Below are 24,883 nucleotides of genomic sequence, written 5' to 3' on the forward strand. Positions count from 1 at the left end.
GTGACAAGTCGATAATACAGCAACCAGACCATACGGGACCAACAATGAGCATTACTAACCAAATGGAATCGCGGGATCGTATCTCCTCTCCCCGCCATGAAGCACCGGTCGCGAGCGCCCCGCCTGCGCTCAAGGCGCCGTTCCCGGCTCCCGCGCCGTTGCCGACGCAGCAGGCCGCCGAAGGCATCCGCTTCGACTTCAACCTGGGCTGCCGTGTCGCGCTCCCTGCGGGCGACTGGCGCGTTCGACTGACCGATCTCGACACCGGCAACGTGCTCTACGAGACGACGATCGGCGCGGGCACGGTCAGCAGCGCGAAAAAATACTTCGTGCGCTTCGGCATCGAGATTCATGACCGCACGCGCCCCAATCGCCCTGCGGTCGTGAGTCATGCCTACGACGCCGCAAGCCAGCCGGTGCTGATCCAGTTCCCGGTTGGCACGCTCGGCGATATCGTCGGCTGGTTTCCGTACGCGGTGAAATTCCAGCGGCAGCATCATTGCCGTCTCACCTGCGCGATGTCGGCCCAGTTGATTCCGCTTTTCGAGGAAGCCTATCCCGAGATTGAGTTCATCGAGCCGGACGCGGTTCGGCCCGAGCGCTACTACGCAACCTACAACATCGGCCTGTTTTTCGACGACAGCGCCGGCGACTGGCAGCCGTGCGACTTCCGTCAAACGGGCCTGCATCGCACCGCCGGCTACATCCTCGGCGTCGATCCCTTCGAGACGCCGCCCCTGCTCGCACTGGACGACGAGCGCCGCCCCATCGAGGAGCGCTACGTCTGCATCGCGACGCAGAGCACCACGCAATGCAAGTACTGGAACAACCCGGAGGGCTGGCGCGAGATCGTCGCCTTTCTGAAGGACCAGGGCTATCGCGTGATCTGCATCGACCAGAAGCCGGTGCATGGTCATGGGATCGTCTGGAATCACATTCCGCATGGCGCAGAGGATCAGACCGGTGAACGTCCGATCACCGAGCGCGCGAGATGGCTCAAGCACGCGGATTTTTTTGTTGGACTGTCGAGCGGATTGTCCTGGCTCGCCTGGGCGGCACGCACGCCGGTCGTGCTGATCAGCGGCTTTTCGAGCGCGAGCAATGAGTTTTCGACGCCGGGGCGGGTGATCAACTATCACGCCTGCAACAGCTGCTGGAACGATCCGCGCGTGCGCTTCGATCACAGCGATTTCCTCTGGTGTCCGCGGCACGCCGGCACGCCGCGTCAATTCGAATGCACGCGGCTCATCACGGCCGCGCAGGTGAAGGCGGCCATTCAGCGCCTGCCGGCGTTCGCCGCCACGGTGGGCACGCCCGGCGAAAACTAGTCAGGAAACACGACAGGAGAGCCACGACCGCAACATCGCCTCGCGGTAACCGTTCTCATAGCCATTAATTCGGTATGCGAATCAATTTGTTGGCAGAGGGAAAGCTGTACCTGAAAGCGCCGCTGGGGCGCGGCAGATAGCGACAAGACAACCCGGCGACATCACTCCGTTGAACACGCATCTGAGTTGGATCACACAGGGGGACCAGAATGAAACCGATCACCTATCGCCGCAGATTCTGCGTACACATGTTTGGCCGGCGCTCGCAGCGGATCTCCCGCCTGACGGCGCTGCTCCTGTCGGGCGTCATGGCCCATGGCTGGTCGACGAACGCTGGCGCGCAATACGTAGTCAGCGCCGGACAGACCACGTCGGGCGTCGTCGTGCCCAACGGCTCCGATCAGACCCAATGGGTGCTGAGCGGCGGCACGGCCATCGCCACCGTGGTCAACAGCGGGGGCACCCAGCAGGTAACGGGCGGTGCCGCCGACGGAACGACGGTCAACAACGCAGGCGCGCAGTTTGTCGTCGATAGCGCAACGGCAAGCGGCACGACGGTCTATACGGGACTTCAGTACATCGCCGACGGCGGCAGCGCGACCGACACCGTCGTCAATGGCATCGGCGCCATACCCGTCGCCGCCCAGATCGCCGAAATCACGCTCGCCGCCGCGCTCGGCTCGGGCAGTTTCCGCATTGCGGCGGTCCCGTCCGCGCCCGATGGCGTCACGATCGTCGTCAGCTCGGGCGGCACGGTGCAAAGCGCAACGCTCGACGCCGCGCTGCAGTTCGTCGATAGCGGCGGCACGGCGACCAGCAACACCATCATTGCGGGCGTCCAGCTCGTCAACAGCGGCGGCACGACGCTCGACAACGATGTGATCGGCGGCATACAGGTCGTCAACGGCAGCGGCAGCACGGCGACCAGCAACTCGCTCACGGGCAGCGTGCAGGTCGTCAACGGCAGCGGCAGCACGGCGACCAGCAACTCGCTCACGGGCAGCGTGCAGGTCGTCGGCAACGGCGGCACCACCAGCGGCAACTCGCTTGTCGGCGGCGTCCAGTACCTCGACCTCGGCGGCACGGCCACGAGCAATTCGCTCACGGCCAGCTACCAGTTCGTCGGCTACGACAGCATCGCGACCAGCAACACGCTGGAACTCAGCGCGCAGGACATCGGCTACGGCGGCAACGCCAACGACACGACGCTCGATCGCAGCGTCCAGACCATCGGGTCGGGCGGCACGGCGACCAGCACCTCCGTCAATTCCGCCAGCACGCAGTATGTTCTGGGCGGCAACGCGCTCATCACCGACATCAACAACGGCGGCACGCAGACCATTGCGAGCGGGGGTATCGCCACCAGCAATAGCGTCAATAGCGGCGGCGCGCAGTACGTTGCGAGCGCGGGCAGCGCCGTCGTCACGGTAGTCAGCGGCGGCGGCAATCAATATGTGGTCGGCGGCGCGGCCACGAGCAATGTCATCGATGGCGGCACCCAGACCATCGCCAGCGGTGGCGTCGCCACCAGCAATACCGTGCTCGCGCAAGGCGCGCAGTACGTCGCGGCGTCGGGGACGGCAGATCTCACCTGGGTCGAAAGCGGCGGCAATCAATACGTGGTGGGCGGAGCCGCGAACAGCAACACCATCGACAGCGGCGGCGTGCAGACGGTGGCCAGCGGCGGCATCGCGAGCATCAACACCATCAACAGCGGCGGCGCGCAGTACGTGGCGAGCGCGGGCAGCGCGTTTGAAACCGTGGTCTCCAGCGGCGGCAATCAATATGTCGTCGGCGGCACGGCGAGCGGCAACACCATCGACAACGGCGGCGTGCAGACGGCGGCCAGCGGCGGCCTCGCCATCGGCAACAGCATCGAGAGCGGTGGCGTGCAATACGTCGTAAGCGCGGGAACCGTCGTCTCGACAACCATTAACAGCGGCGGCAATCAGTACGTAGTCGGCGGTGCCGCGAACAGCAACAGCGTCGAAAACGGCGGCGTCCAGACCATCGCCAGCGGCGGCATCGCCACCGGCAACAGCATCGACAACGGCGGCGCGCAATACGTCGCGAGCGCTGGAACCGCCGTCTCAACGACCATTAACAGCGGCGGCAATCAGTACGTAGTCGGCGGCGCCGCGAACAGCAACAGCGTCGAAAACGGCGGCGTCCAGACCATCGCCAGCGGCGGCATCGCCACCGGCAACAGCATCGACAACGGCGGCGCGCAATACGTCGCGGGCGCGGGAACCGCCGTCTCGACGACCATTAACAGCGGCGGCAATCAGTACGTAGTCGGCGGCGCCGCGAACGGCAACAGCGTCGAAAACGGCGGCATCCAGACCATCGCCAGCGGCATCGCTACCGGCAACAGCATCGACAACGGCGGCGCGCAATACGTCGTGGGCGCGGGAACCGCCATCTCGACGACCGTCAACAGCGGCGGCAACCAGTATGTCTTCGGCGGCCTCGCGACCAGCAACACGCTGCTCTCCGGCGGCACGCAGTACGTGGCGAGCGGCGGCACGGCCAGCGTCACACTCGTCGGCAACGGCGCAACGCAGTACGTGGCCGTCTCGGGGACGGCCAGTGCCTCGACCCTCTCGGGAGGCGGCACGCAGATCGTGGGAGCCGGCGGCCTCGCGACCAGCACGAGCGTCAACAGCGGCGGCCTGCAATACGTCGCGTCCGCAGGCGTGACCAGCGTCACGGCGATCAACAACGGCGGCGTGCAGAACGTCGTCAGCGGCGGCACGGCCATCGGCACGACCGTCAACTCGGGCGGCGTTCAATATCTGACGAACGGGTCCGTCGTGACCGATACGACGCTCAACGGCGGCATGCAGAGCGTCAACGCGGGCAGCCTCGCCAATCTCACGACGGTCAACACCGCAGGCTTCCAGGCCGTCAACAGCGGCGCGCTCACGAGCGGCACCGTGATCAACGGCAGCGGCACCCAGGTCGTCATGAGCGGCGGCGTGACCAGCCATTCCGTTGTCAACAGCGGTGGCATGCAGAACGTGCTGGGCACCGTTGTGAGCGCAACGGTCAACGGCGGCGGCACGCTCATGCTCGGTCAAGGCGGAGCCTCGGGCGCGCTCGTCGGCGACACGCACAACGACGGCACGCTCGTCTTCGACCTCGCCGGCACCTACGCCTATGGCGGCGCGTTCACAGGCAGCGGCACGCTCGTGGATACGCACAGCGGCACGGTCATCCTGAACGGCGCGAGCACGGCCTACAGCGGCACGACGCAGGTGCTCGCGGGCACGCTGGAAGTGGGTGACAGTGCGCATACGTCGGCGACGCTCGGCGGCAATGTCGTCGTCGGCGAGGCGGGCACGTTGCGCGGGCACGGCACGATCGGCGGCAACGTCGTCAACGACGGCACCGTCAGCCCCGGCGGCTCGATCGGCACGACCACGATCGTCGGCAATTACCAGCAGGCCGCCGCCGCCACGCTGCAAGTGGAAATCAGCCCGACCTCGGCCTCGCAACTCGACGTGATGGGCAACGCCACGCTCGCCGGCACGCTGGCGATCGTCTACGACGCCGGCAGCAGCGCCGCGGCGAGCGCCTATGGACCGGGAACGGTCAAGCTGCTCACGGCGTCGTCGATCAGCGGCGCGTTCTCGGGCGCGCCGGTTGCGATCGTCGAAAGCGGCGCGAATTTGAGCTATGTGACGCCGAGCGTCACCTATAAGGCGAACGAGGTCGATCTCGTCCTCGCGCCGATCGACACGAGCATTTTCACGGCGATGGGTTCGGCGATTTCGCAAGTCGCCCAGGCCACGAACGCGGCGATTCTCGACCGCGTCAGCCGTCTGTGCCGCAGCACCAACACACGCGACTGTATCGCCGGCACCGACCACGTGTGGATCAAGGCCGTCGGCGATTACGCGCGCACCGACGACAACGGCGGCATCTCCGGTTACTCGGCGCGCCAGTATGGCTTCATCGCGGGCTACGACCACCGCATCGGCAGCTATGACGTGGGCGGCACACTGGCCTACAGCCATGTCGACGTGAGCGAAGCGCAAACGCCCGACACCGGCACGGCCGACAGCCTGCGATGGTCCGCCTACGGCGCGACGTGGACGGGGCCGGTCAACCTGGCCGCCACCGTTGGCCTTGGCTACGACTTCATCGACCAGAAGCGGCCGTTCGATACGGCAATCGGCAATACGTCGGGCAGCCACAACGGCCTCGAAGTCACCGCTGCCGCGCAAGCCAGCATGCCGCTGCCCTCGCTGGGCGGCTTCGTGCTGATTCCGCGCGCGGGACTGCGCTTCGCGTACTTCCACGGCCAGGCCTTCAGCGAGTCGGGCGCGGGCAACCAGGATCTGTTGGTCGGCACCGACAACATCCAGAGCGTGCAGCCGTATGCCCAAATGGCGCTGCGTTATGCGTTCGGCAGCACGTCGATGCCTTCGCACCTGGAAGCCTATGTGGGCTACGCGCGCGAGGTCGGCACCACCAATCGCGCCGTGTCGGTGAGCGCGCAGGACGGCACGCAATTTACGGCGGCCGGCGTGCCGCTGCCGCGCAACCTCGTCACGGCGGGCGTCTCGCTGAACATGCGGGTGACGCGCTCGCTGTGGGTGTCCGCCGCCTTCGACACCCTGCTGCATACCTCGAACGCGTCAGTGAAGGCCGGCAGCATCAAGGTGGATTACCGGTTCTGAGACGCGGCTGAGTTGGCTGGGAAGCCGTTTTAAAGCGGCTTGTGAACCGGATTGGGAGACCGTTATGACCGTACCGTTTTTTATCGTCTCGGGACTTGCGATCGGCGTGACGCTGGCCGTGCCAGGCGCCGCGCTCGCCGATCCCGCCGACTCCGTCGATCCGCCGTCCATCCCGGTGGCGGCCGACGCGCTAGCGCACGCGCCGCCTGGCATCGACGCGCCGCTCGCGCAGGCTACCGAAAACGACGAAGGCCTCGATTCCGACGCGCCCGCGAGGGTGTCGGAACACGTCGATACATCGCCGGGCAGCAGCGCGAAAAAAACTCCAGACGCCGACAATGCAGATGATATGGAGACCTCACGAGTTCCGTCGAAACTCGCCGACGACCACAGCGAGGTGCCCCCTATCGACGGCAAGTCGATTGCGCTGACCCTCTCGCCCTTGCCGGAAGACGCGGTGGCAGCGGACGCCGCTAACGCGGCAGCCGCCAGTACAGCGCCGGTTGTGTCGGCGTCGGCTGCATCGTCGAGGGCGGTCACGCTCGCCAGCGGCCCGGTGGAACCGCCAGCCATCTCGGCGGCCTCCTCCACGGGCGCACCGGCGGCAATCACGTCGGCCGCTACCGAAGAAGGTCTCGACGAACCCGCGCTGGACTCGCCGCTCGCCCAGGAGTTGATCGCGGGCTTCTATTCGCGCATCAACGTGCTGGGCTACGGCGTTCTCCAAGACCCGGTGAACTCGACGCTGAATCCGAACAATGCGCTTGGTATCCAGCACTACCAGACGCAGCTTGCCCTGCGCCCGGACTTCAGCCTGAACTTCCGCCAACTCGAACTCGGCATCAAGCCGCGCTTCGAGGCCGACTGGGATCGTGTGCAGAATGGCGTCCAGGGCGGCACGGATCTGACGACCGCGACGGCCTACATCAACGAGTGGATTGCCCGCTACCGTGTCACGGACAAGCTGCTGGTGAGCTATGGCCGCGAGAATCTGCAATGGGGGCCTTCGCAATTGCTCTCACCGTCCAATCCGTTCAACCAGAACAACGGCAAGAACAACCCGGCGATCGAACAGCCGGGGCTGGATTACGCGCGCGTCGTCGCGATCCCGAACTCGTCGTTCACGGGCTCGTTCATCGCCAACACCGGCGCGGGCCGGCTCAATGACAGCACCGAGGCCAGCGGCCCGTTTCACAAGGCCTACGCGTCCAAGTTCGACTACACCGGCGAGAAAACCTACTTCTCGCTGGTCGTCTCCAAACGCGATACGACGCCCTGGCGCATGGGCTATTTCGGCGGCTGGAACGTCTCCGATGCCTGGCTGCTCTACAGCGAAGGCAGCGCGGCGCTTTCCACGGCCACGAATCCAGCGCTCCCGCACCCGGACTACGATCTGCTCGCCGGTGCGACCTACACGCTCATGAACGGCGCGATGATCACGGGCGAGTACTTTCACCATAATGCGGGCTGCACGACGCAGGACATCGCGCATTGTGCTTCGTCGCTCACGCTCGATCCGACCAACCCCTATCCGCGCCGCGACTATCTGCTGCTCCAGTACGTCGACGCGAAGCTCGTGCGCAATGTCAGCCTCACCGTGCGCGTGATCCAGGACCTCAACGATCACTCGACGCAGTTGCTCTCGGACGTCGAATATGAAGTCGGGAAAAACTGGCTGCTCTACTTCGTCCCGTCGGTGACGCTCGGACCGAGCCGCAGCGAATTCGGCAGCCTCGTGCGCTACTCCATCTTCGCGGGCGCTTCGTTCACGTTCTAGATCGGCGGACGGGCGTGAGGCGCCCGTCCGTTTCTTCGCGACTTCGCGCGTCAGGTCGTCGGCTCCAGCCCGGATGAAGGGACGGCGACCGATGCGCGCGCCGCTGCCTGCACCGTCTGCTTAACCGTCTGTGAAGCCGGCAGCGCGAGCGTCGTCGCCTCCTGCGCCGGGAACGGCAGCGGCGCATCGGCCATGCGCCGCGCGTCGGCGCGATAGGCGGTCGCCGTGGTGGCGAGATGTTTGCGCAAGAGCTTCGAAAGCCGCCCGCCACAACCAATGCCGCAGCGCTCCGCGATCTTGTCGACGGACAGGTTCGTTTCGACCAGCAGCCGGCAGCACATGTCGAGTCGCGCGTACATCAGATACTCGGAAGGCGTCACGCCGATCTCGATCTTGAAGCGCCTCAGGAAATTACGCTCGCTCATCGCGGCCACGCGAGCCGCCTCGCGCATGACGACCGGGCTGGCTGCATGCGCCAGTAACCAGCGCGCCGACGCCTGAATGCGATCGCTCACGAAGTGCTCGGCGTTCTTGCGCACGATGGCCGTGAACTGCGTCTCGGACGGCGGCGCGACGGCCACGGCGATCTGGTTGACGATGTCAGCGCCCAGATCCGTCTGGATCACATCGAGCGCCATGCGCAGCGGTCCCACGAAGTTTGCATACGCGCACGCTTCGGTCGACCGTGGCGTCACGTTGCCTGCGCCGTTGCCGGATGGCCGGGCGTGACGCACGGCCACGCTGGCGGCCGCGTCGAGCAAAAGCCTGCCCTCCGCGATCGGCAGCGTCAGCCGGCAGCACGGCACGGCCTGTCGCAACCAGCCGACAAGCCGTTCATCGCAGAGCGCGTGGTGCGCGCCTGCGCCGCCCATGATGAACAGCACGTCGAAACCTTCGCCGTGATGGCAGGCCTCGATGCTCTCCGTCCAGACGACCATGGTGGACGAACTCGCAATCATGCCGCCGGTCGCCGAAAGCAGGCGCACGTTGTAAATCGGGCTGTCGCTGCGCCAGGATCGCGACAGGACGTTGGCGGACTGGAAGGCCCGCGCGACGGTGATGGCCTCCTGTTGCGAGAAACCATTGAATAGCGTGATTGCGATCTGTCTGACCGTGCGGGTGCTGCGCGGCCCGCCGGCCCGATTGGACACGACGCCAAATACATTCGGAAGGCGCTCCATCTTGTTTTCCCCTGTTGTGCGGGTGAGCTGCTGCTTGCGCTGCGCCGCCCCAACCCCGCGACGGCACGCGACGCACAGCCAACCTGAAGTGCAACCTGCATTCTTTGCCACTGCTGCCAGCCGGCGGCCATCGGTGACGATCGGTGACCATCGGCGGCGAGAAGGACTCAGTTCTGTTGCGGCCGCTCGGCGTTCGCGATCGCGTCTTCGATCAGACGACAATCGTCGTCGCCCAGCATTTCTCCGTGCGCACGAACAAGATCGTCGAGCGAGCGAGAAAGCCGTCTCATATAAAGAGGCGACGGCGTGGCAAGCGGCCAGACCGACATCAGGTACGCGAGGGGAATCACGAGCCTGCCCTCGCACCACCGCTCGAACAAGGTGACGCAACATGCCTCGATCCGCGCGGCCGCATCAGGCTGCACATTGCTTTTGCTGATCATGACAGGTCCCCTCATATCTCACTCCGCTTCAAGGATTGGCGAGCGGCGTTCGGCCCACGGTCCGTTCATGGCGGACGCGTTGTTGCACAAAAGCACTCAACCAGCACTGCACGAGGAACTTGAAAAAACCGCTTCCGATTTCCCCCGCCTCCCTTAGGCGCAAGCTTTTTTGACCCGTCTTTTTGTCTGATGATTGTGATATTGTTAAGTGGTACGAATATTTATTTTTATTGGCGTTGTCGACCGCATTGACGACGATTTTTTTATTCGATATGCATATGCAACATCCGGAGCATCGAGAATGCGCTGCGCAGCAGGAAGGCAATGCAGCGGCGTGAATTCGCCGGACCTCCCCAGGCCTTACCAGGCCGGGCTGACGCAGCGGGCCGCACCAGAAAACGTCATCGCGAGCCCGAATCACAAACACTATTTTATGCACTGCTGCGGCGCAGCATAGTGAAAATTGGCGTCACTCGCGTGAGTATTGTCGGAAAAATATGTATTGTTGGCGGAAGGAGACCAGGCCAATCTTACCGGTCGATTACCGGTCGATTTTATGCCTCTATTTGGGGCAAATTCGCGCACGAATCGCGGGCATTTTTTTGAAGAGTTTGAGCGCGCGTGAAAGACGAAATTGCGACGAAGCGGCCGCTATAGCTCCAGCGGCCGACGGACCCGGCCTATACGAATCGCAACTCAACCGCACCACAAGACCGCCTTTACAAGGTGAGGAGCACGACAGTCATGCGGCGCGGGGAGCGGCATATCCGGCTTCCACACCCCCATCCGTCGCTGGATGTTGGGCATTTCCGCATCGATCACAGCCAGCGGATTGCCGTCGCCATAGACCGTCGCGCTGCGATAGCGCACAACCTCCTTATAACTGCCTTGCGCCGCCAGGCTGTTCACGGATACCCAATAACCGAAGGGAGCGTCCCGCGTCGGGTCGACCGAAATGATGTCGCCTTGCAGCGGGCCATCGGCAATAAAGCGAACTTCCTGGTTGTTGTTACGTCCGGTCCGATGCGCGTAGACCAATGCGAAACGGTCCTTGCCCTGATCGTACGCATAGATCTGGGTGCCTTGAACCTGATCGCCGTCGTCCGCCTGGATACTCCCGAGCTTCAGCAGAAGTAACGCGCGGTTTGAAGCGTGTACGATCCCGGCGTCGAGAAGAAAATGAGGCGCAGAAAAGCCGTCCGCGTCCTTTGCCAGGCGCAACGCGGTGTCGGTATCTGGCAGACACGTCCTGGCATTGTCGGGCGTAATGCAGGGATAAATCACGCCCGGCCCGGAATCCCCTGCGCCACTGCGGTCCGGCTCGCCGGGTCCCTGCGATGCGATGAACCGCCACGCCGAACGCGTTCCGAACGGCTTTGACAGATCGATCGACGAAACGACATGCATCGCCGGCTTCGCCGCCGTCTGCGCAAAACAGGCGACCGGCACGGCTGACGAAATGAAGCCAAGGACCGCAGCAACTGCGATTTTTCTCATGAATGATTTATTGAGGATGACAAATGATTAACTGGCCGATGGTCGCTCGTTACAACACCAGCTCAAACGACTTGACAAGCGCCCCTGGCAATTGCATCCCGCCGCTCGCGCGCTGTCCCCACGTCGAATCGGAGAGCAACAGTTCGGGCTGTGCGCCGAGCGCCTCCAGCCGTTCGCCGAGCAGGCCATAGAGATTGTCGTCGAAACGCATGGCGTCCACGGGCGCGACGATCTCGCCGTCTTCCACCCAGAAGGTCGCAAAGCGCGTCATGCCGGTCAGCCGGCAATTCATGCGGTCCGAGAAGTTCACGTACCACAGGTTGCCGATATAAAGCCCGGTGCCCAGGCGCGCGAGCACATCGGCCTGCGCCAGATCGCCGCCCGCCATGGCAAGCGTTGTCGGCATTTCCTGCGGCTGCGCGCCGTTGGGCTCCAGCCCATACTCGCGCGCCGAGCGCGCGCTCGTCAGCTGGCCTACGCTACGCCCCGCGTCGATCAGCGGCACGCTCGCACGCAGATAGCCGTCGTCGTTGAACGCAGGCGCGATGCCGAGTTCTAGCGATTCCGCCAGCGACACACGCGCGTCAAACGCGGCCGCGCCGGTATTGAGCTTATAAAGCGGGCTTGTCGACGACGCCTGGGCGCGCGCCGAAAAGCCATTCCACGCCGCCGATTCCACCAGTTCGGCCAGCGCCGCGGGCGCAAGCCAGGCGCGATAGCCGCCCGGTGTCAGGACGCGCGGTGCGCGAAGCAGAACCGGCAGACGTGCGGCGGCCTCTCGCACCTTGTCGGCGAAGACGGCATCATCCCAGGCTTCGCCCGCGTAGCTGGTCTTGATCGCCCGCCCGTTGGGCTGATAGAGCGACCAGCTGAAATTGAAATTCTCCACCTCGTACCAGCCGCGGCTGCCCGTGGTCGACGCGAAGCCGCGCGCAAGCGTCCCGCCAGCATAAAAGCCCACGAAATCCAGCCCTAGCGCCGCGCGCGCAACAAGTTCGACCAGCGCCTGCGGTTCGGGCAAGCGACCGCTGCGGCGCGTGCTGTGCGTCCACGAACGCGTGTCGAACAACACGTGCGGATCGTCGGGCGCATCGAGCAGGCTTTCGCGCAGCGCCGCGAGCGCGTCGGACACGTCGCTTGCATCGGCCTGCGCATCGCCGCCTAGATCAAAGGTGGAGTACGCCTGACGCGCCCCATGGACCAGCCGCAAGGTCAGACGCCCCTGCTCCACCTGGCCGCTCTGGCGCACCTTGCCCGCGTTGAAGCGAATGAAATCGGACTGCTCGCCTGCGAATGCGCTCAGCACCGTTTCGCCGGGACGGCACAGGCGCTCGATCGCCTGCGCGAGCATGGTGAAGTGCGCATGCCAGTCGATCGCTTCGACGCCGCGCGTAAAAAGAATCCCGGCCATCATGCCCCTCCGAATACTTCGACACCGGAAAACACGCAAGCGGGCGACGCGTGGCCCACGCGGATCACCTGAGCGGGTTCGCCCTTGCCGCACATCGGCGTGCCGAAAACCCCGCGCGTGGAAGCGTCGCCGACCGCCGAGAGGCCGCGCCAGAAACTCGCGGAAATCCCGCGATAGCCGGGCCGCTTGACGACCTGCGTGAGCTTGCCCTGCTCGATCAATTGGCCGAACTCGCAGCCGAACTGGAACTTGTTGCGATGGTCGTCGATCGACCATGAGGTATTCGTTTTCATCAGAATGCCGTGCTCGATGCCCGCGATCATCGCGTCGAGCGACTGGTCGCCCGGTTCGATGTTGAGGTTGGCCATGCGATCGATGGGCGGCCGATTCCAGTTGGCCGCACGCGAGTTCGCGACGCCCGGCAGGCCCGCGCGCTGCTGCGAGAGCGCACCGCCCAGTGGCCGCTCCAGCACGCCCGCGCGAATCAGGTATTGCTTGCTGGCCGCGCTGCCGTCGTCGTCGAACGCGTAGGCTGCCGCCTCTTCGCGCAGGTCCGGATCGAAGGTGACGTTGAGCAAGGCCGAGCCGTACTGGTAGTGGCCGAACATCTCGGGCTTCACGAAACTCCAGCCCGCGAAGTTGCGCTCGTCGCCCAGAATGCGGTCGAGTTCGAGCGGATGGCCAATCGACTCGTGGATCTGCAGCATCATCTGATCGGGCATCAGCAGCAGGTCGCGCCGCCCGCTCGGGCAATTGGGCGCGGCGAGCAGCTGCAGCGCTTCGTCGGCGACGCGCGTGCCCGCGCCGTCGAAACCATAGCGCGCCAGAATTTCCATGCCGCCTTGCGCGAGCGTGCCGTAGTGGCCGTTAAGCGTGCGCTCCTGGGTGTCGCCGTCATCGTGCGCGACGGCGCACAGGCTCGGCATCAGGAAACGGAACTGCTGGTCGATGCGCACGCCGTCGCTGGTCAGGTAAAGCTGGTCGCTTTGCGTGACGTGCATGCCCGCGACGCGCTCGACGATACGTGCATCGACCTTGGCCGCCGCGCATTCGTGCGCAAGGCGCTCGATCCATTCGCGCCGCGACGGCAGGGCCGCGTGCGCGTTCGGCGAAACGTAGCTGCCGCTTTGCGTGGGCCGCGCGATCTCGCGATGGTCGATCAGCGCGCGCGCCGCGCCCGCCTGGGCGCGCGCCGTGGCGATCTCAAGCGCCCGCTGCAAGCCGCCCGCCGAGAGATCGGCCGTGGCCGCGTAGCCCGCGCCCGCACCGGCCCAGGCCGTGACCATCGCGCCGCGCTCGCGCACCTGACGCGAGGGCAGCGCCACGTCGTTGCGCACGGTATGGTCGTCGGTACGTTCGTCCACGAAACGCACCGACCAGAAGTCGGCCGCGCTGCGCAATCCGCGCGCGGCCAGTGTCCAGCGTTCTTCGATCATGCAAAGTCCTCCATATGCGCGCCAGCGCCACTGCAATCGCAAGCGCCGTGAACGGCCCGCTTGAACGGCCTGTTAGCGAAAGCGAGTGTCCCGGCGATTCCATGACTCATCCGGAGCGCAACGAAGGGATGCCACCGCGCTCATGGCGCAGTTTAAAGCGTCAGCGATTTTTTCTCCTGGAGTTTCAACGCTTCGAGTGAGCCGCGACATGGATGCTTGATGAAGCCGGGTGCTGAACGCTTTAAAACGGCGCTTTACGTTGGCATCGTATTCAGTTCCGCTTCCAGTTGAGCACGGTGCGCACGTCGCTCGCCGCGATCAGTTCCATCGTGTCCCGCTGGATTCACTGCTTCTTCTTTAGTCATCCCATTCTCTTCGATAGACGGTCGCGATTCGGATGCGACAGCCTGGCGAAGCGCCCGCTTGCATTCAGCCCCCTGTTCGCGGGGCGCTGCTCTCTGGCCCGCTTTCTACTGCTTCACCTCCTCTCGTCGTCCCCATCAAGGAAATATCATCACCGGCGATAGTCCGTTGGCGTCGCACAACCTCGGCAAGCTGGCTGCGGCTGCGTTGCTAAAGGAAGTGGGTCTGTAAAAGCGGCAGGCGAGCGCGCCTGGTTTTATCGCAGGTTCGCTCGTTTTGTGCTTATCATGCGGCGGCGCGCGTCGTCAGCACGATCTTGCCGATGTGCTTGCCGGAATCCATCAGTGTGTGCGCATCGCTTGCGTGCTCCAGCGCGAAGTGACGATAGATCATCGGCTTCACGCTGCCGCCACGAATATGCGGCCAGATGTGCGTTTCGAGTTCCTGAATGATCTCCGCCTTCTCTTCATGCGTGCGCGAGCGCAGCGTCGAGCCGATATGCGTGAGCCGCTTCGTGAGCATCGGGAACAGATCGACCTGAGTGGCCGGCCCCTTGATGACGCCAATCTGCACGATGCGTCCATTCACGGCCGCCGCTGCAAAATTACGCGCGACGTAATCGCCCGCAATGATATCGACGATCACGTCAGCGCCCTTGCCTTCGGTAAAGGCCAGCGTTTGCGCGACAAAATCCTCGTGACGATAATCGATCGCAAGATCGGCGCCCAGTGCGAGGCCGGCCGCGCGCTGCTCGTCCGAGCCGATCGTCGTGATGATGCGGCCCGCGCCCAATGCCTTCGCGAACATCGTCGCCGTCGTGCCGATGCCCGACGCGCCGCCGTGGATCAGCACCGTTTCGCCTTTCGCGAGCTTGCCGCGCTGGAACACGTTGAGCCAGACCGTCATGAAGGTTTCGGGCATTGCAGCGGCTTCGACAAGACTCAAACCGTCAGGAATGAACAGCGTGTTCGACTCGTGGGCCGTCGCGTATTCGGCGTAACCGCCGCCTGGAACCAGCGCGCAGACCCGGTCGCCCGCCACGAAGCGCGTGACGCCCGCTCCAGATGCGACGACTTCACCCGCGACTTCGAGGCCCGGCAGATCGGACGCACCCGGCGGCGGATCGTACAGCCCCTTGCGCTGGAAAACATCGGGGCCATTGACGCCTGCCGCGTGAATGCGGATCAGAACCTCGCCTGGGCCCGGCGCCGGCACGGCGCGCACCGTGGGCACCAGCACTTCCGGGCCGCCCGGCTGGGTAATCTCGACCGCCGACATGGTCGGCGGAATAATGTGTGCTGCATTCGACATCGATTCATCCTCGTAAGCTCGATCGAGACGCGTAGAAACCGGAAGGATTCGTTGGACTGCACGCCTCGGATCTGCAAACGAGTATAGTTTTCTGCGGCTTGCGCGGCACGCAGCAATTTGCTTGCGCGCTGATGCAAAATTGCATCAGCATCCGATGGAGCACTCATGGACTGGAATGACGCCCGCATCTTTCTCGCGATCCATCGCGAGGGCACGCTGCGCGCCGCCGCGCGCACCTTGAATCTCGACCAGGCGACGGTTGGACGACGCCTCGCCGCGCTCGAACATGATCTATCGGCGGCACTGTTCGCGCGCACCTCGAAAGGCTATGTGCTCACGCCAGCGGGCAAGCTCGCCTTGCAGCCCGCGGAATCGATGGAACGCGCGGCCCACGATCTCACGAGGCAAACGCAAGGACTCGACAAAAAGCTCGCTGGCGAAGTCAAGGTGACGACGACCGATGCGATCGCGCTGGAATTCGTCATTCCTTCCATCGAGCGTCTGCACGCGAAACATCCTGAAGTGTGCGTGCGTTTAAACACCACGACGCGGTTGCTTGATCTTGCGACGCGCGAGGCCGATATCGCGGTGAGAACGGTGCGTCCGCGCAATCCCGGCCTTGTGGCGCGACGGTTGGCCAGTTGGGAAGTGGGACTGTTTGCTTCGGAGGACTATTTGAATCGGCATGGGTTGCCCGAGGAAGGTGCAGCCTTCGCGGGGCACGATCTCGTCGTCTATCAACCTTATATCGACGCGGCCCGCGAGCCTGCGCTCGCCGGCGAGCCATTACAGCGCGGGCGCATCGTGGCGCGCTTCGACTCGAACCTGAGCTTGCGCGCGGCTATCAAGGCGGGGATCGGGATCGGCGAGATTCCCGTGAACATGGGCGCACGCGATGGACTCATCCGCGTGTGGCCGTCGCGCAGGCGTGAAGCGCCCTATGAAATATGGCTCGTCACGCACAAGGATCTGCGCCGCACGGCGCGCATTCGCGCCACCATCGACGAGATTGTTCAGAGCATCGAACTGTGATTCGCGCGGCGCATTCCGCGCGGTAACCGCTAGAATTGCGGTTTTAGCCTGGAATACGTCCATGTCTTTTGCCTCGCTTGGCCTGATCGATCCCTTGCTGCGGAATCTGCGGGACCTCAATTACCAGACACCTACGCCGGTGCAGGCCAAGGCGATTCCTGCTGTGCTCAGTGGCAAGGACGTCATGGCTGCGGCGCAAACCGGCACCGGCAAAACGGCGGGTTTTGCGCTGCCGCTGCTGCAGCGGCTGGTGCAACACGGCCCGGCCGTGTCCAGCAACCGCGCGCGCGTTCTGGTGCTGGTGCCCACGCGTGAACTGGCTGAGCAAGTGCTGCAAAGCTTTATCGAATACGGTAAAGGCCTCGATTTGCGATTTCTGGCCGCCTACGGCGGTGTGAGCATCAACCCGCAGATGATGAAGTTGCGCAAAGGCGTGGATGTGCTCGTTGCCACGCCAGGCCGCCTGCTCGACCTCAATCGCCAGAACGCTGTGCAGTTCGATCAAGTGCAGACGCTAGTGCTGGATGAGGCCGACCGCATGCTGGATCTGGGTTTCGCGCGCGAACTCAACGCCGTCTTTGCCGCCTTGCCCGCCCAGCGCCAGACCCTGCTGTTCTCCGCCACGTTTACCGACGATATCCGCGCCATGGCGGCGGGCATTCTGCGCGGCCCGGTCAATATCAGCGTCAGCCCGCCCAATGCCACGGCCAGCAAGATCAAGCAGTGGGTGGTGCCGGTGGATAAAAGGAACAAGCCCGAACTCTTCATGCACCTTGTAGCCGAAAACAAATGGGAGCACGCGCTGGTGTTCGTCAAGACCCGCAACGGCGTGGAGTACCTGGCGACCATGCTGGACGATGCGGGCTACGCGGTCGACACCATCCACGGCGACAAACCCCAACCCGCGCGCCTGCGTGCGCTGGAGCGCTTCAAGACCGGCGAAGTCAATATGCTGGTGGCCACCGATGTGGCCGCGCGCGGGCTGGATATCGACGACCTGCCGCTGGTGATCAACGTTGATCTGCCGATCGTGGCGCAAGACTATGTGCACCGTATTGGCCGTACCGGCCGCGCGGGCGCCAGCGGCGTGGCGGTGTCCCTTGTGTGCGCCGATGAAGCGCCGCAACTGGCCGCGATTGAAGCGCTGATCCGGCAAACGCTGCCCCGTGAAGAGGAGCCGGGTTTCGAAGCCGACCATCGCGTGCCGGAAACCAGCGCGACGGGCCAACTCATCAAGAAACCCAAAAAGCCCAAGAAACCCAAAGCGCCGCAGGCTGCGCCGGGCGCCGTGCAGACACCCGGCAAAAAACCGCGCCCGCAAAGTGGCGCAAAAAACAAAGGCAAGCCTGTGGCGCAGCGCGCTATGGGCGCGGGTAAAGGCACAAGCGGCGAAAGCGGTACTAGCGGCACTGGCTTCTTCGGCGATAACCCGTTCAGCACGCAGAAGCCACGCGGCAAACCCGCTGGTGGCCGCGGCAAACGCTAACCCTGTATGGGGCAACGCTTTGTCGGGGTTGCCGGCCGGCCTCGGTTCGTCGTGCCGCTATTGCGACCGTGCGCCCACGCATTCAAGCTGCCGGAGCAACCGAAGCCCCCTGGATGCCATGCCGCGCAAGCGCCTCGGCGATGAACCCCGACGCCTTTTTCTGCTCGACGAAATCCGCCAGCAAAGCCGCAGCCGCTTGCCCCCGGCTGCATGCAACACCCATCGCCTGGGCGATCACCATGAAGCGCTCGTCCAGCAGCCTGAGCCCGCCAATGCGGCTTGCGTCGGCCTGTAGTTGCTGTTTGACGCCCGCAGCCACTTCAAGCCCCTGTTCGATAAAGGTTTGCACGACCGCTGGCGACGTCGGCGCGCGCACGATCTGCGCCGCTTTCAGTTCGCGCGTGAGAAAGAGGTCGTAGGCGCTGCCCTTGCCGACCGCCACGCGATGATCCGCCGTGTCCACGTCGGCGTTGGTGCGAACATCCGAGTCCTCGCGCACCAGATAGAAGCCTTCGATCAGCACGTACGGCGCCGTGAACGCGATCGTCTCGCCGCGCTTCGGATCGATCGCGAAGAAGCCGAAATCCGCGCGCTCGTCGCTCACGGCCTCGACCGATTTGCCGGCGGCATCGAACACCACGAGTTCGAGCGGCAAGGCCAGATACGCGGCGAAATCACGCGCAAGATCGACCGACACACCAAACGGTTCGCCACTGACCGGATCCTGGTTCGCGAGAATCGGATTGCCGAGATTGATGGAGGCGCGCAGGACGCCTTTGGGAGCCAAAGCTGCAATGACTGCGGGATCGATGCTCATGGAGGATGTGCGCGACGCCGTCATATTGCGCGTCGCTCTGGTTCAAAGACAGGGGAACGTCGAGGATATCACCCGGCCCCGGCGCGCGTCGCGACGGCGAGCCGCGCGTCAGTTCACCCGCTATTTCCAGACCTCGTTGCCCGCAACCGGCAATGCAGCAGCGTCTTCCCCTGACGATGTGAGCGCTTCGAGCGACAAGCCCTTTGTTTCGATGCCTAGCGTCCAGACGGCGAGCGCAGCGACGGCAAACGACAACGCGCCTAACATGAACACACCGCCCTGCCCGAAAAGCGGCAAGACGACGCCAACCGCGTAGGGGCCAATCAGCGAGCCGACACGGCCGATCGCCGAGGCAAACCCCGAACCCGTCGCGCGCGCGCCAGTGCCGTAGAGTTCGGGCGTATAGGTGTAAAGCGCAGCCCACATCGCGAACAGGAAGAATTGCATGACGAGGCCCGTGCCAAGCAGCATCGGAATGCTTGCGCCGTGCAACGCGGTTTGACCGTATGCATAGGCCATCACGCCGCCGCCCAGCAGGGAGACCACGCAAGTCGGCTTGCGGCCCCAGACCTCGACCAGCCACGCCGCGCAGAGAAAGCCGGGGACGCCGCCAAGCGAGATCAGCACGGTGTAAAAAACCGACTGCGTGAGTGCAAATCCCGCCTGCTGCAACAGCGCCCCGAGCCACGAAGTCAGTCCATAGAAGCCGAGCAGCGCGAAGAACCAGAGCGACCACACCATTGCGGTGCGGCGCCGGTACGTCGGACTCCAGATCTCCCGAAGCGCGCTGCGCCCGCGTGGGGGCGTCGGCTCCAGAAGCCGCGCGGGCGGCGGCAGGCTCGACAGTCCGGCGGATCGCATCACGCTGGCCTCGATCTGCGCAACGACGCGGTCCGCTTCGGCCAGTTGTCCGCGATGTTCGAGCCAGCGAGGCGATTCGGGCACGATCCTGCGCACGACCAGCACGAACGCGGCGGGAATGGCGAGCAGCGCGAACACGGTACGCCATCCGAGCGTCGGCAGCACGAAGTAAGCGACGATCCCCGCAGTGATGAAACCGAGCGGCCAGAAGCCGTCCATCAGCGCGACCAGGCGGCCACGCTTCGCGGCGGGGACGAACTCGGAAAGCAGCGCCTGGGCGATCGGAAACTCCATGCCCATGCCGAAACCCAGCAGGATCCGATAGACGATCAGCATATTCACGTCATGCGCCGTCGAGCAGAGGTACGAGGCGATCCCCCATAGCACCATGCTCCACTGGAACACCGGCCGCCGTCCGAAGCGATCCGCGAGCAGTCCCGCCACGGCGGCGCCAAGCGTCATGCCGAAGAAACTGGAGCTGGCGACCAGCCCGGCCTGTGCAGTCGAAAGCGCGAACTCTTTTCTGATCGAGCCAAGCACGAACGTCATCGTGCCCAGGTCGACCGAATCGAAGAAGAACGCGAGCGCGATGATGGTGAAAATCAGCTTGTGATAGCCGGAAAACGGCAGGCGCTCAAGCCGCGCCGCAGCGCTCGCGCGGGGTTCCGTTGCTGGAGTGGCAAAAGCAGTTCGCATGACGTCCTCTGGTTGAGAACGGCAGCGCAGCGGGACGTGGCGCTGCCGTTCGCCTCAGTAGAGGCCGCCATAAAGGGGCGCAATAGAAGAAGAGCGGCATCCAGCAGGGACGCAAACGTCACTGGCGTTTTTAGAAAAGTCGCTGTCGTTTGCGTTATCGGCGATCTGGAACTTCGACATGGGGAGCGATCAGGCTCGCGCCAGCGACGGCGGATCTTTCCGCGCGATGAAAGTATTCCTTCCCGAAATCATGGTTAACCCCAGGCAAGCAAACTCCTAGACTTTCGTCATCGGTTGCGGCGAAACGGCGCACCGAACACCAAAACACTGGAGGTTGTCATCATGAAGTCCCTTATTCAAGCCGTCGCAGTTGCTGTTGCCCTCGTCGTTCCGGTTGTATCGTTCGCCCAGTCGAATGGCCCGGTTACCCGTGCGCAGGTTCGCGCCGAACTGGCGCAGCTCGAAAAGGCCGGCTATAGCCCCGCACGCGGCAATGATCCGCACTACCCCGACGACATCCTCGCCGCCGAGGCCAAGGTCGCAGCACAAAATAGCGCCGTTGGCGGCGTCGCGGACGGCTCCACTGCCTCGGGCGGCCGCGTTGCCCCTGTCGCCGAGCGTCCTGCCTACGACGGCATGAAGCCCGTCTACTTCGGCCAGTAAGCTGCCGGGCCGCGCAACGCACGCTGCGCGGCATTCGCTGCCCTGTATCCGCTGCACGGCCCAACGCGCGAGTTCCAGTCGCGAGTTTCCGTCGATAAGACTATGCCGCTCTGGCCAGTTTGATCGCGCGTTCAGGGCACGCCGTCACGCACAGGCCGCATGACTGGCACGCCTGTGCGTTGGGTGTATAGGCGACTTTCATGCCGTGCACCCGCAGTTTCAGGCGATGCCCCCAACCGAGGCCGCGGTAATCGGCTTCATCGATGCGCCGGACCTCGAACACATTCTCGGGGCAGACCTCAAGGCAATCGCCCTTGCCTTCGCAGCGTTTCAGGTCGACGACTGGCGCAATCACGCCCGGCTTCTGTTTGCAGTGAGTGGTTGATTTCCCGCTCATGCTTCGTCTCCCGTGCGCCGTGCGCGTCCCGCTCTCCATGCCGACTGGAAATGCTCCCGCTCCTCGGGCGTCATCGCTTCCCATTTGCGCCAGTGACGCCGGTAGCGCCCGCCGCCGTGCCCGCGAAATCCGCCAAACAGAATGCGGCTCAACACCAGCAGGCCCAACGCGTGCGCGAAGTCGATCGCGCGGGCGCCAACGAAGAGCGCCGGGACCACCCAGTTCCAGAGCATCATGACCACCCAGCCCAGCACGGCTATGGCAACCAGCACAAGCAGCGCTTTACCCGCGCATCTGATTCGAAACTTCATCCTTCTGCTCCTCTAAATATCCAGTTCGTCATAAATGGGCTGTAGACGTGCGCGCAAATGCAAAACCGCATAGCGTTTGCGCGCAAGCAGCGTATTGAGCGCGACGCCGCTTTGCGCAGCCAGCTCCTTGAAGGAGCGCCCCTCCAGTTCGTGCGCGATAAAGACCTCACGTTGATTCGGCGGTAACTCGTCGAGCGCTTCCTGCAGGGCCTTGAGCAACAGACTGCGAGCGTAGAGCGCCTCAGGGCCGGCATCGTGCGCCGGCAAGGCGAGGTCGAGCCGATATTCACTGTCGGCTTCGTCCTCCGGCTTGGACAGGTCGGCGAGCGGCTGCTCTTTCTTCTTGCGAAAGCGATCGACGATGCGGTTGCGCGCGGCGCGGAACAGCCACGCGCTCGCCTGTTCGATCGGCGCGGGAAGCCGGTAGGCCTGCACGAATTCGTGGAACACATCCTGCAGAATGTCCTCGGCATCGTCCTGATCGCGGATCCGGCGCCGGATGAAATTGACGAGCCTCGTGCGCTCACGCACCACGGTCGCGGTGATTTCGCTGTCTCGGTCGGTCATCGGCTGCGAGGTGGGTGGCGGTTCCATGGACCTGAAGACGTTTCAGGCGCACGGATATTGTGGCGAACGCGAAAAATTCCTGCCGCAGTCCGGTTCAGCGAGCCATTTGGCGCAATGGCGTATCTTTTGCAGCTATCCGTCCGGATAAGGAACGGCAGAACGGCTGATTCCCGCTCGCACGAGGCCCTATGAACACCACTACACCGACGCGCGAACCGGTGCCCGAAAAGCGCGAGCCCGTACTCAATACCGTCGATCGCGTGACCGAATTGTGCTTCGGGCTATTCATGGCGTTGACTTTCGTTGGCGCCATCAAGGCCGTCACCGCGGGAGAAGACACGGGCCGCAAATTGTTCCTGGCGGCGCTCGGCTGCAATCTCGCGTGGGGCCTCGCCGATGCGGTGATGTTTCTCGTGCGCACGCTCGCGGATCGCGGGCAGCGCCTGAGCCTTGCGCTGACCGTGAAGCGCGAACCGGATCGCGCCGCAGCCGTGCGGGCATTGCGCGACGCGTTGCCGAAGGCGCTTGAGCCGCTCGTCGAAGACGATGAACTCGAACTGATTCGCGCGCGCCTGGCCGCAGCCCCTACGCTGCCGCCCCGCGCGCATTTCAGACGGGACGATTTTATTGGCGCAGCCGGCATTTTTCTGCTTGTCGTCGTATCGACATTTCCGGTCGCGCTGCCCCTTCTCCTCGTGAAGGATCACGTCATCGCGCTCATCATTTCACGCGTGCTCACGCTTGCCATGCTGTTCGGCGCGGGCTTTGCGCTCGGACGCTACACGGGTGCCGGCGCAATGAAAGCGGGATTCGCCATGACGTTGCTGGGCGCCGTGTTGACGATGGCGATTATTGCGCTGGGCGGCTAGCGCTCTTCCATCAGGAGCGCTGGTAGTAAAGATTCTGCGGGTGCCGCGCCTCGGCAAAGAAAAACCACCGCTCCGCCACCAGCCCTGCGTACTGGATGAGCGCCGCCGCGCAAAGCAGCACGAACGACAGCCCGACGGATCGCACGCCGCCGCCAATCGCCACGAGGCAGAAAGGCGCGAGAAATGCCGCTAGCAGGAACGTCCATTTGATGCGGGTCAGCGCGCGCGGTGTCTTGCCGTGAAAGAACTCGCGCAGATTGAAAGCGCCGGCGGTAAATCCGCGCGACTTCTGCTCGACATGTTCCGCGCGAATACCCGTCGCGCTTTGCACCGTTGATTTCGGGCGCAGGCGGGCATTGCGGATGAGCGACGCCGTGCGCGATGCACAGCCGGCAAGCGTCAACGCACATGCGCAGATGGCGAGCGGCACGGTCATGACCGGCGCGAATCTCGCGGCGCATGCCGTTGCAAGCGTAAAGCCCGATGCGCAGCCAAGCAGCAGGAAATTGACCAGCGTGAGCGGCGTCGCCCATTCCTGAAGAAAGCGCAGGCACGCGTAAATCATCGCGGTGCAAACGAAAAGCAGCACACTGGTCACGACCGCCACGCCGCCTATTGCGAAGGAAAACGATGCGCCTGTTAAATGCGCGAGGCCATACGCAAAGGTACAGGCCAGAAATACCGGCAGACAAAGGCATTCGCGCGAAAGCCACGAGGTACGCCACATCGCAATGGCCCGCCATGCCCGCTCGGGATGGCCGAGATGAAAAAACGAGGCAACGAGTCCCAACGCGCCCAGCGTGCACGAAAGCCCTGCGCCAACGACATAAAACGCAGCCGGAACCGTAGCCCCATTGCCGAAGCCTAGCCGTAACGCCAGTTCAACGCCGACTAGCGCGATGAGCAACCCCTGACCCGCGCCGCTAAGCGTCGTGAGAAACACCACTGAAAATGCCGGTTTCATACCGCTCTCCACTGTTCGATTCAGGCGTGGTAATCAATCGCACTCAAGCGCGCGTGGCGATCGACGCGAGATTGAGCGTGCCGTGTTCAACCTGCGCTTCGAGTGTCGAAGGCGCTGTTTCACCCGATGTCTTGCACGAACACGCGCCATCACCACACGACGTCACTTTCTGACGCGGCAAATAGTGATTCGACGGACGGGTCTCCCACTCCGGCATCAGTTGATAGCCGCCACGTTCGCGGATCGCCTTCGACACGACCGACTCGGGATCGTGGATGTCGCCGAACAGGCGCGCCGAAGTCGGGCACGCCAGCACACACGCAGGCTTGCGGTCGCGCTCGGGCAGCGCCTCGTTGTAGATGCGATCGGCGCATAGCGTGCATTTGGTCATTTCCTTGCGCGCTTCGTCGATTTCGCGCGCGCCATAGGGGCAGGCCCAGGCGCAGTATTTGCAGCCGATGCAGCGGTCGTAATCGACCAGCACGAGGCCATCTTCCTTGCGCTTGTAGCTTGCCCCGGTCGGACAGACCGGCACGCACGGCGGATCCTCGCAGTGCAGACAGGATTTCGGGAAGTGAATGGTGTCGGCCAATGGAAATTCGCCGGCTTCGAACGTCTGCACACGGTTGAAAAACGTGCCCGACGGATCAGCGTCATACGGGCGAAAATCGGCCAGACCGCCCGCCTCGCCCGAGGTGTTCCATTCCTTGCAACTCGTCACGCACGCGTGGCAACCCACGCAGACGTTCAGATCGATCACGAGCGCCATCTGTGTCATCGCCTGCCCC

The 24,883-nt window shown here is 64.0% G+C and carries 20 protein-coding genes; 7 read left to right on the forward strand and 13 right to left on the reverse strand.

The features are described from left to right. Positions 1–44 precede the first annotated feature (44 nt). The 3 genes from B0G62_RS14275 (at position 45) to B0G62_RS14285 (ending at position 7,790) form a co-directional block, all read left to right on the forward strand. On the forward strand, positions 45–1,328 hold the full coding sequence (locus B0G62_RS14275; protein ID WP_103704850.1) for an autotransporter strand-loop-strand O-heptosyltransferase: 1,284 nt from the start codon (positions 45–47) through the stop codon (positions 1,326–1,328). A gap of 209 nt (positions 1,329–1,537) precedes the next feature. Further along, positions 1,538–6,013, forward strand: coding sequence for an AIDA repeat-containing protein (locus B0G62_RS14280; RefSeq protein ID WP_103704851.1), 4,476 nt, complete (start codon positions 1,538–1,540; stop codon positions 6,011–6,013). 64 nt (positions 6,014–6,077) lie between these two features. Beyond that, positions 6,078–7,790, forward strand: coding sequence for a hypothetical protein (locus tag B0G62_RS14285; RefSeq protein WP_103704852.1), 1,713 nt, complete (start codon positions 6,078–6,080; stop codon positions 7,788–7,790). A gap of 50 nt (positions 7,791–7,840) precedes the next feature. Here B0G62_RS14285 and B0G62_RS14290 read toward each other — a convergent pair whose 3' ends face one another. The 6 genes from B0G62_RS14290 to B0G62_RS14315 form a co-directional block, all read right to left on the reverse strand. Then, entirely contained in the window at positions 7,841–8,941 is a 1,101-nt protein-coding gene (locus B0G62_RS14290; RefSeq protein WP_244193242.1) for a helix-turn-helix domain-containing protein, read from the reverse strand. Positions 8,942–9,138: 197 nt separating this feature from the next. Further along, positions 9,139–9,414, reverse strand: a complete 276-nt coding sequence (locus tag B0G62_RS14295) for a hypothetical protein (RefSeq protein ID WP_103704854.1) — start codon at positions 9,412–9,414, stop codon at positions 9,139–9,141. A gap of 696 nt (positions 9,415–10,110) precedes the next feature. Continuing rightward, the gene (locus tag B0G62_RS14300) at positions 10,111–10,911 is read right to left on the reverse strand and encodes a hypothetical protein (RefSeq protein ID WP_146055277.1); all 801 of its coding nucleotides are present in this window, start codon (positions 10,909–10,911) and stop codon (positions 10,111–10,113) included. Positions 10,912–10,960: 49 nt separating this feature from the next. After that, a complete protein-coding gene (locus B0G62_RS14305) occupies positions 10,961–12,322 on the reverse strand; it encodes a TldD/PmbA family protein (protein ID WP_103704856.1) in 1,362 nt (453 codons plus the stop codon). Further along, positions 12,322–13,758, reverse strand: coding sequence for a TldD/PmbA family protein (locus B0G62_RS14310; RefSeq protein ID WP_103704857.1), 1,437 nt, complete (start codon positions 13,756–13,758; stop codon positions 12,322–12,324). The genes B0G62_RS14305 and B0G62_RS14310 overlap by 1 nt, the downstream gene beginning before the upstream one ends. Positions 13,759–14,406: 648 nt before the next feature. After that, positions 14,407–15,432 (reverse strand): NAD(P)H-quinone oxidoreductase, encoded by a 1,026-nt coding sequence (locus tag B0G62_RS14315; RefSeq protein ID WP_244193243.1) that lies wholly within the window; start codon positions 15,430–15,432, stop codon positions 14,407–14,409. A 165-nt stretch (positions 15,433–15,597) separates the two neighbouring features. On the opposite strand from B0G62_RS14315, the gene B0G62_RS14320 reads away from it, so the two are divergent. After that, complete coding sequence (locus B0G62_RS14320; RefSeq protein WP_103704858.1) at positions 15,598–16,464, forward strand: LysR family transcriptional regulator; 867 nt, start codon at positions 15,598–15,600, stop codon at positions 16,462–16,464. A gap of 61 nt (positions 16,465–16,525) precedes the next feature. Further along, positions 16,526–17,950: a DEAD/DEAH box helicase gene (locus B0G62_RS14325; RefSeq protein ID WP_103704859.1), complete on the forward strand. Its 1,425-nt coding sequence runs from the start codon at positions 16,526–16,528 to the stop codon at positions 17,948–17,950. A gap of 82 nt (positions 17,951–18,032) precedes the next feature. On the opposite strand, the gene B0G62_RS14330 is transcribed toward B0G62_RS14325, so the two are convergent. Further along, on the reverse strand, positions 18,033–18,767 hold the full coding sequence (locus B0G62_RS14330; RefSeq protein ID WP_103704860.1) for a transporter substrate-binding domain-containing protein: 735 nt from the start codon (positions 18,765–18,767) through the stop codon (positions 18,033–18,035). 120 nt (positions 18,768–18,887) lie between these two features. Then, a complete protein-coding gene (locus tag B0G62_RS14335; protein ID WP_103704861.1) occupies positions 18,888–20,324 on the reverse strand; it encodes an MFS transporter in 1,437 nt (478 codons plus the stop codon). 342 nt (positions 20,325–20,666) lie between these two features. Here B0G62_RS14335 and B0G62_RS14340 point away from each other — a divergent pair, with 342 nt between their 5' ends. Continuing rightward, positions 20,667–20,987, forward strand: a complete 321-nt coding sequence (locus tag B0G62_RS14340) for a DUF4148 domain-containing protein (RefSeq protein WP_103704862.1) — start codon at positions 20,667–20,669, stop codon at positions 20,985–20,987. A gap of 100 nt (positions 20,988–21,087) precedes the next feature. On the opposite strand, the gene B0G62_RS14345 is transcribed toward B0G62_RS14340, so the two are convergent. The 3 genes from B0G62_RS14345 to B0G62_RS14355 are packed head-to-tail and all read right to left on the reverse strand — an operon-like array spanning position 21,088 to position 22,289. Beyond that, complete coding sequence (locus B0G62_RS14345; protein WP_103704863.1) at positions 21,088–21,384, reverse strand: 4Fe-4S dicluster domain-containing protein; 297 nt, start codon at positions 21,382–21,384, stop codon at positions 21,088–21,090. Next, positions 21,381–21,695, reverse strand: a complete 315-nt coding sequence (locus B0G62_RS14350; protein WP_103704864.1) for a hypothetical protein — start codon at positions 21,693–21,695, stop codon at positions 21,381–21,383. The genes B0G62_RS14345 and B0G62_RS14350 overlap by 4 nt, the downstream gene beginning before the upstream one ends. Positions 21,696–21,707: 12 nt before the next feature. Continuing rightward, the gene (locus tag B0G62_RS14355) at positions 21,708–22,289 is read right to left on the reverse strand and encodes an RNA polymerase sigma factor (RefSeq protein ID WP_181315584.1); all 582 of its coding nucleotides are present in this window, start codon (positions 22,287–22,289) and stop codon (positions 21,708–21,710) included. A 161-nt stretch (positions 22,290–22,450) separates the two neighbouring features. On the opposite strand from B0G62_RS14355, the gene B0G62_RS14360 reads away from it, so the two are divergent. Then, positions 22,451–23,131: a hypothetical protein gene (locus B0G62_RS14360; RefSeq protein WP_103704866.1), complete on the forward strand. Its 681-nt coding sequence runs from the start codon at positions 22,451–22,453 to the stop codon at positions 23,129–23,131. A gap of 10 nt (positions 23,132–23,141) precedes the next feature. Here B0G62_RS14360 and B0G62_RS14365 read toward each other — a convergent pair whose 3' ends face one another. Further along, positions 23,142–24,095: a dimethyl sulfoxide reductase anchor subunit family protein gene (locus tag B0G62_RS14365; RefSeq protein WP_103704867.1), complete on the reverse strand. Its 954-nt coding sequence runs from the start codon at positions 24,093–24,095 to the stop codon at positions 23,142–23,144. A 43-nt stretch (positions 24,096–24,138) separates the two neighbouring features. Then, complete coding sequence (locus B0G62_RS14370) at positions 24,139–24,873, reverse strand: 4Fe-4S dicluster domain-containing protein (protein ID WP_103704868.1); 735 nt, start codon at positions 24,871–24,873, stop codon at positions 24,139–24,141. Positions 24,874–24,883 lie beyond the last annotated feature (10 nt).

It is taken from the genome of Paraburkholderia eburnea, assembly GCF_002917095.1.
Taxonomy (GTDB): domain Bacteria; phylum Pseudomonadota; class Gammaproteobacteria; order Burkholderiales; family Burkholderiaceae; genus Paraburkholderia; species Paraburkholderia eburnea.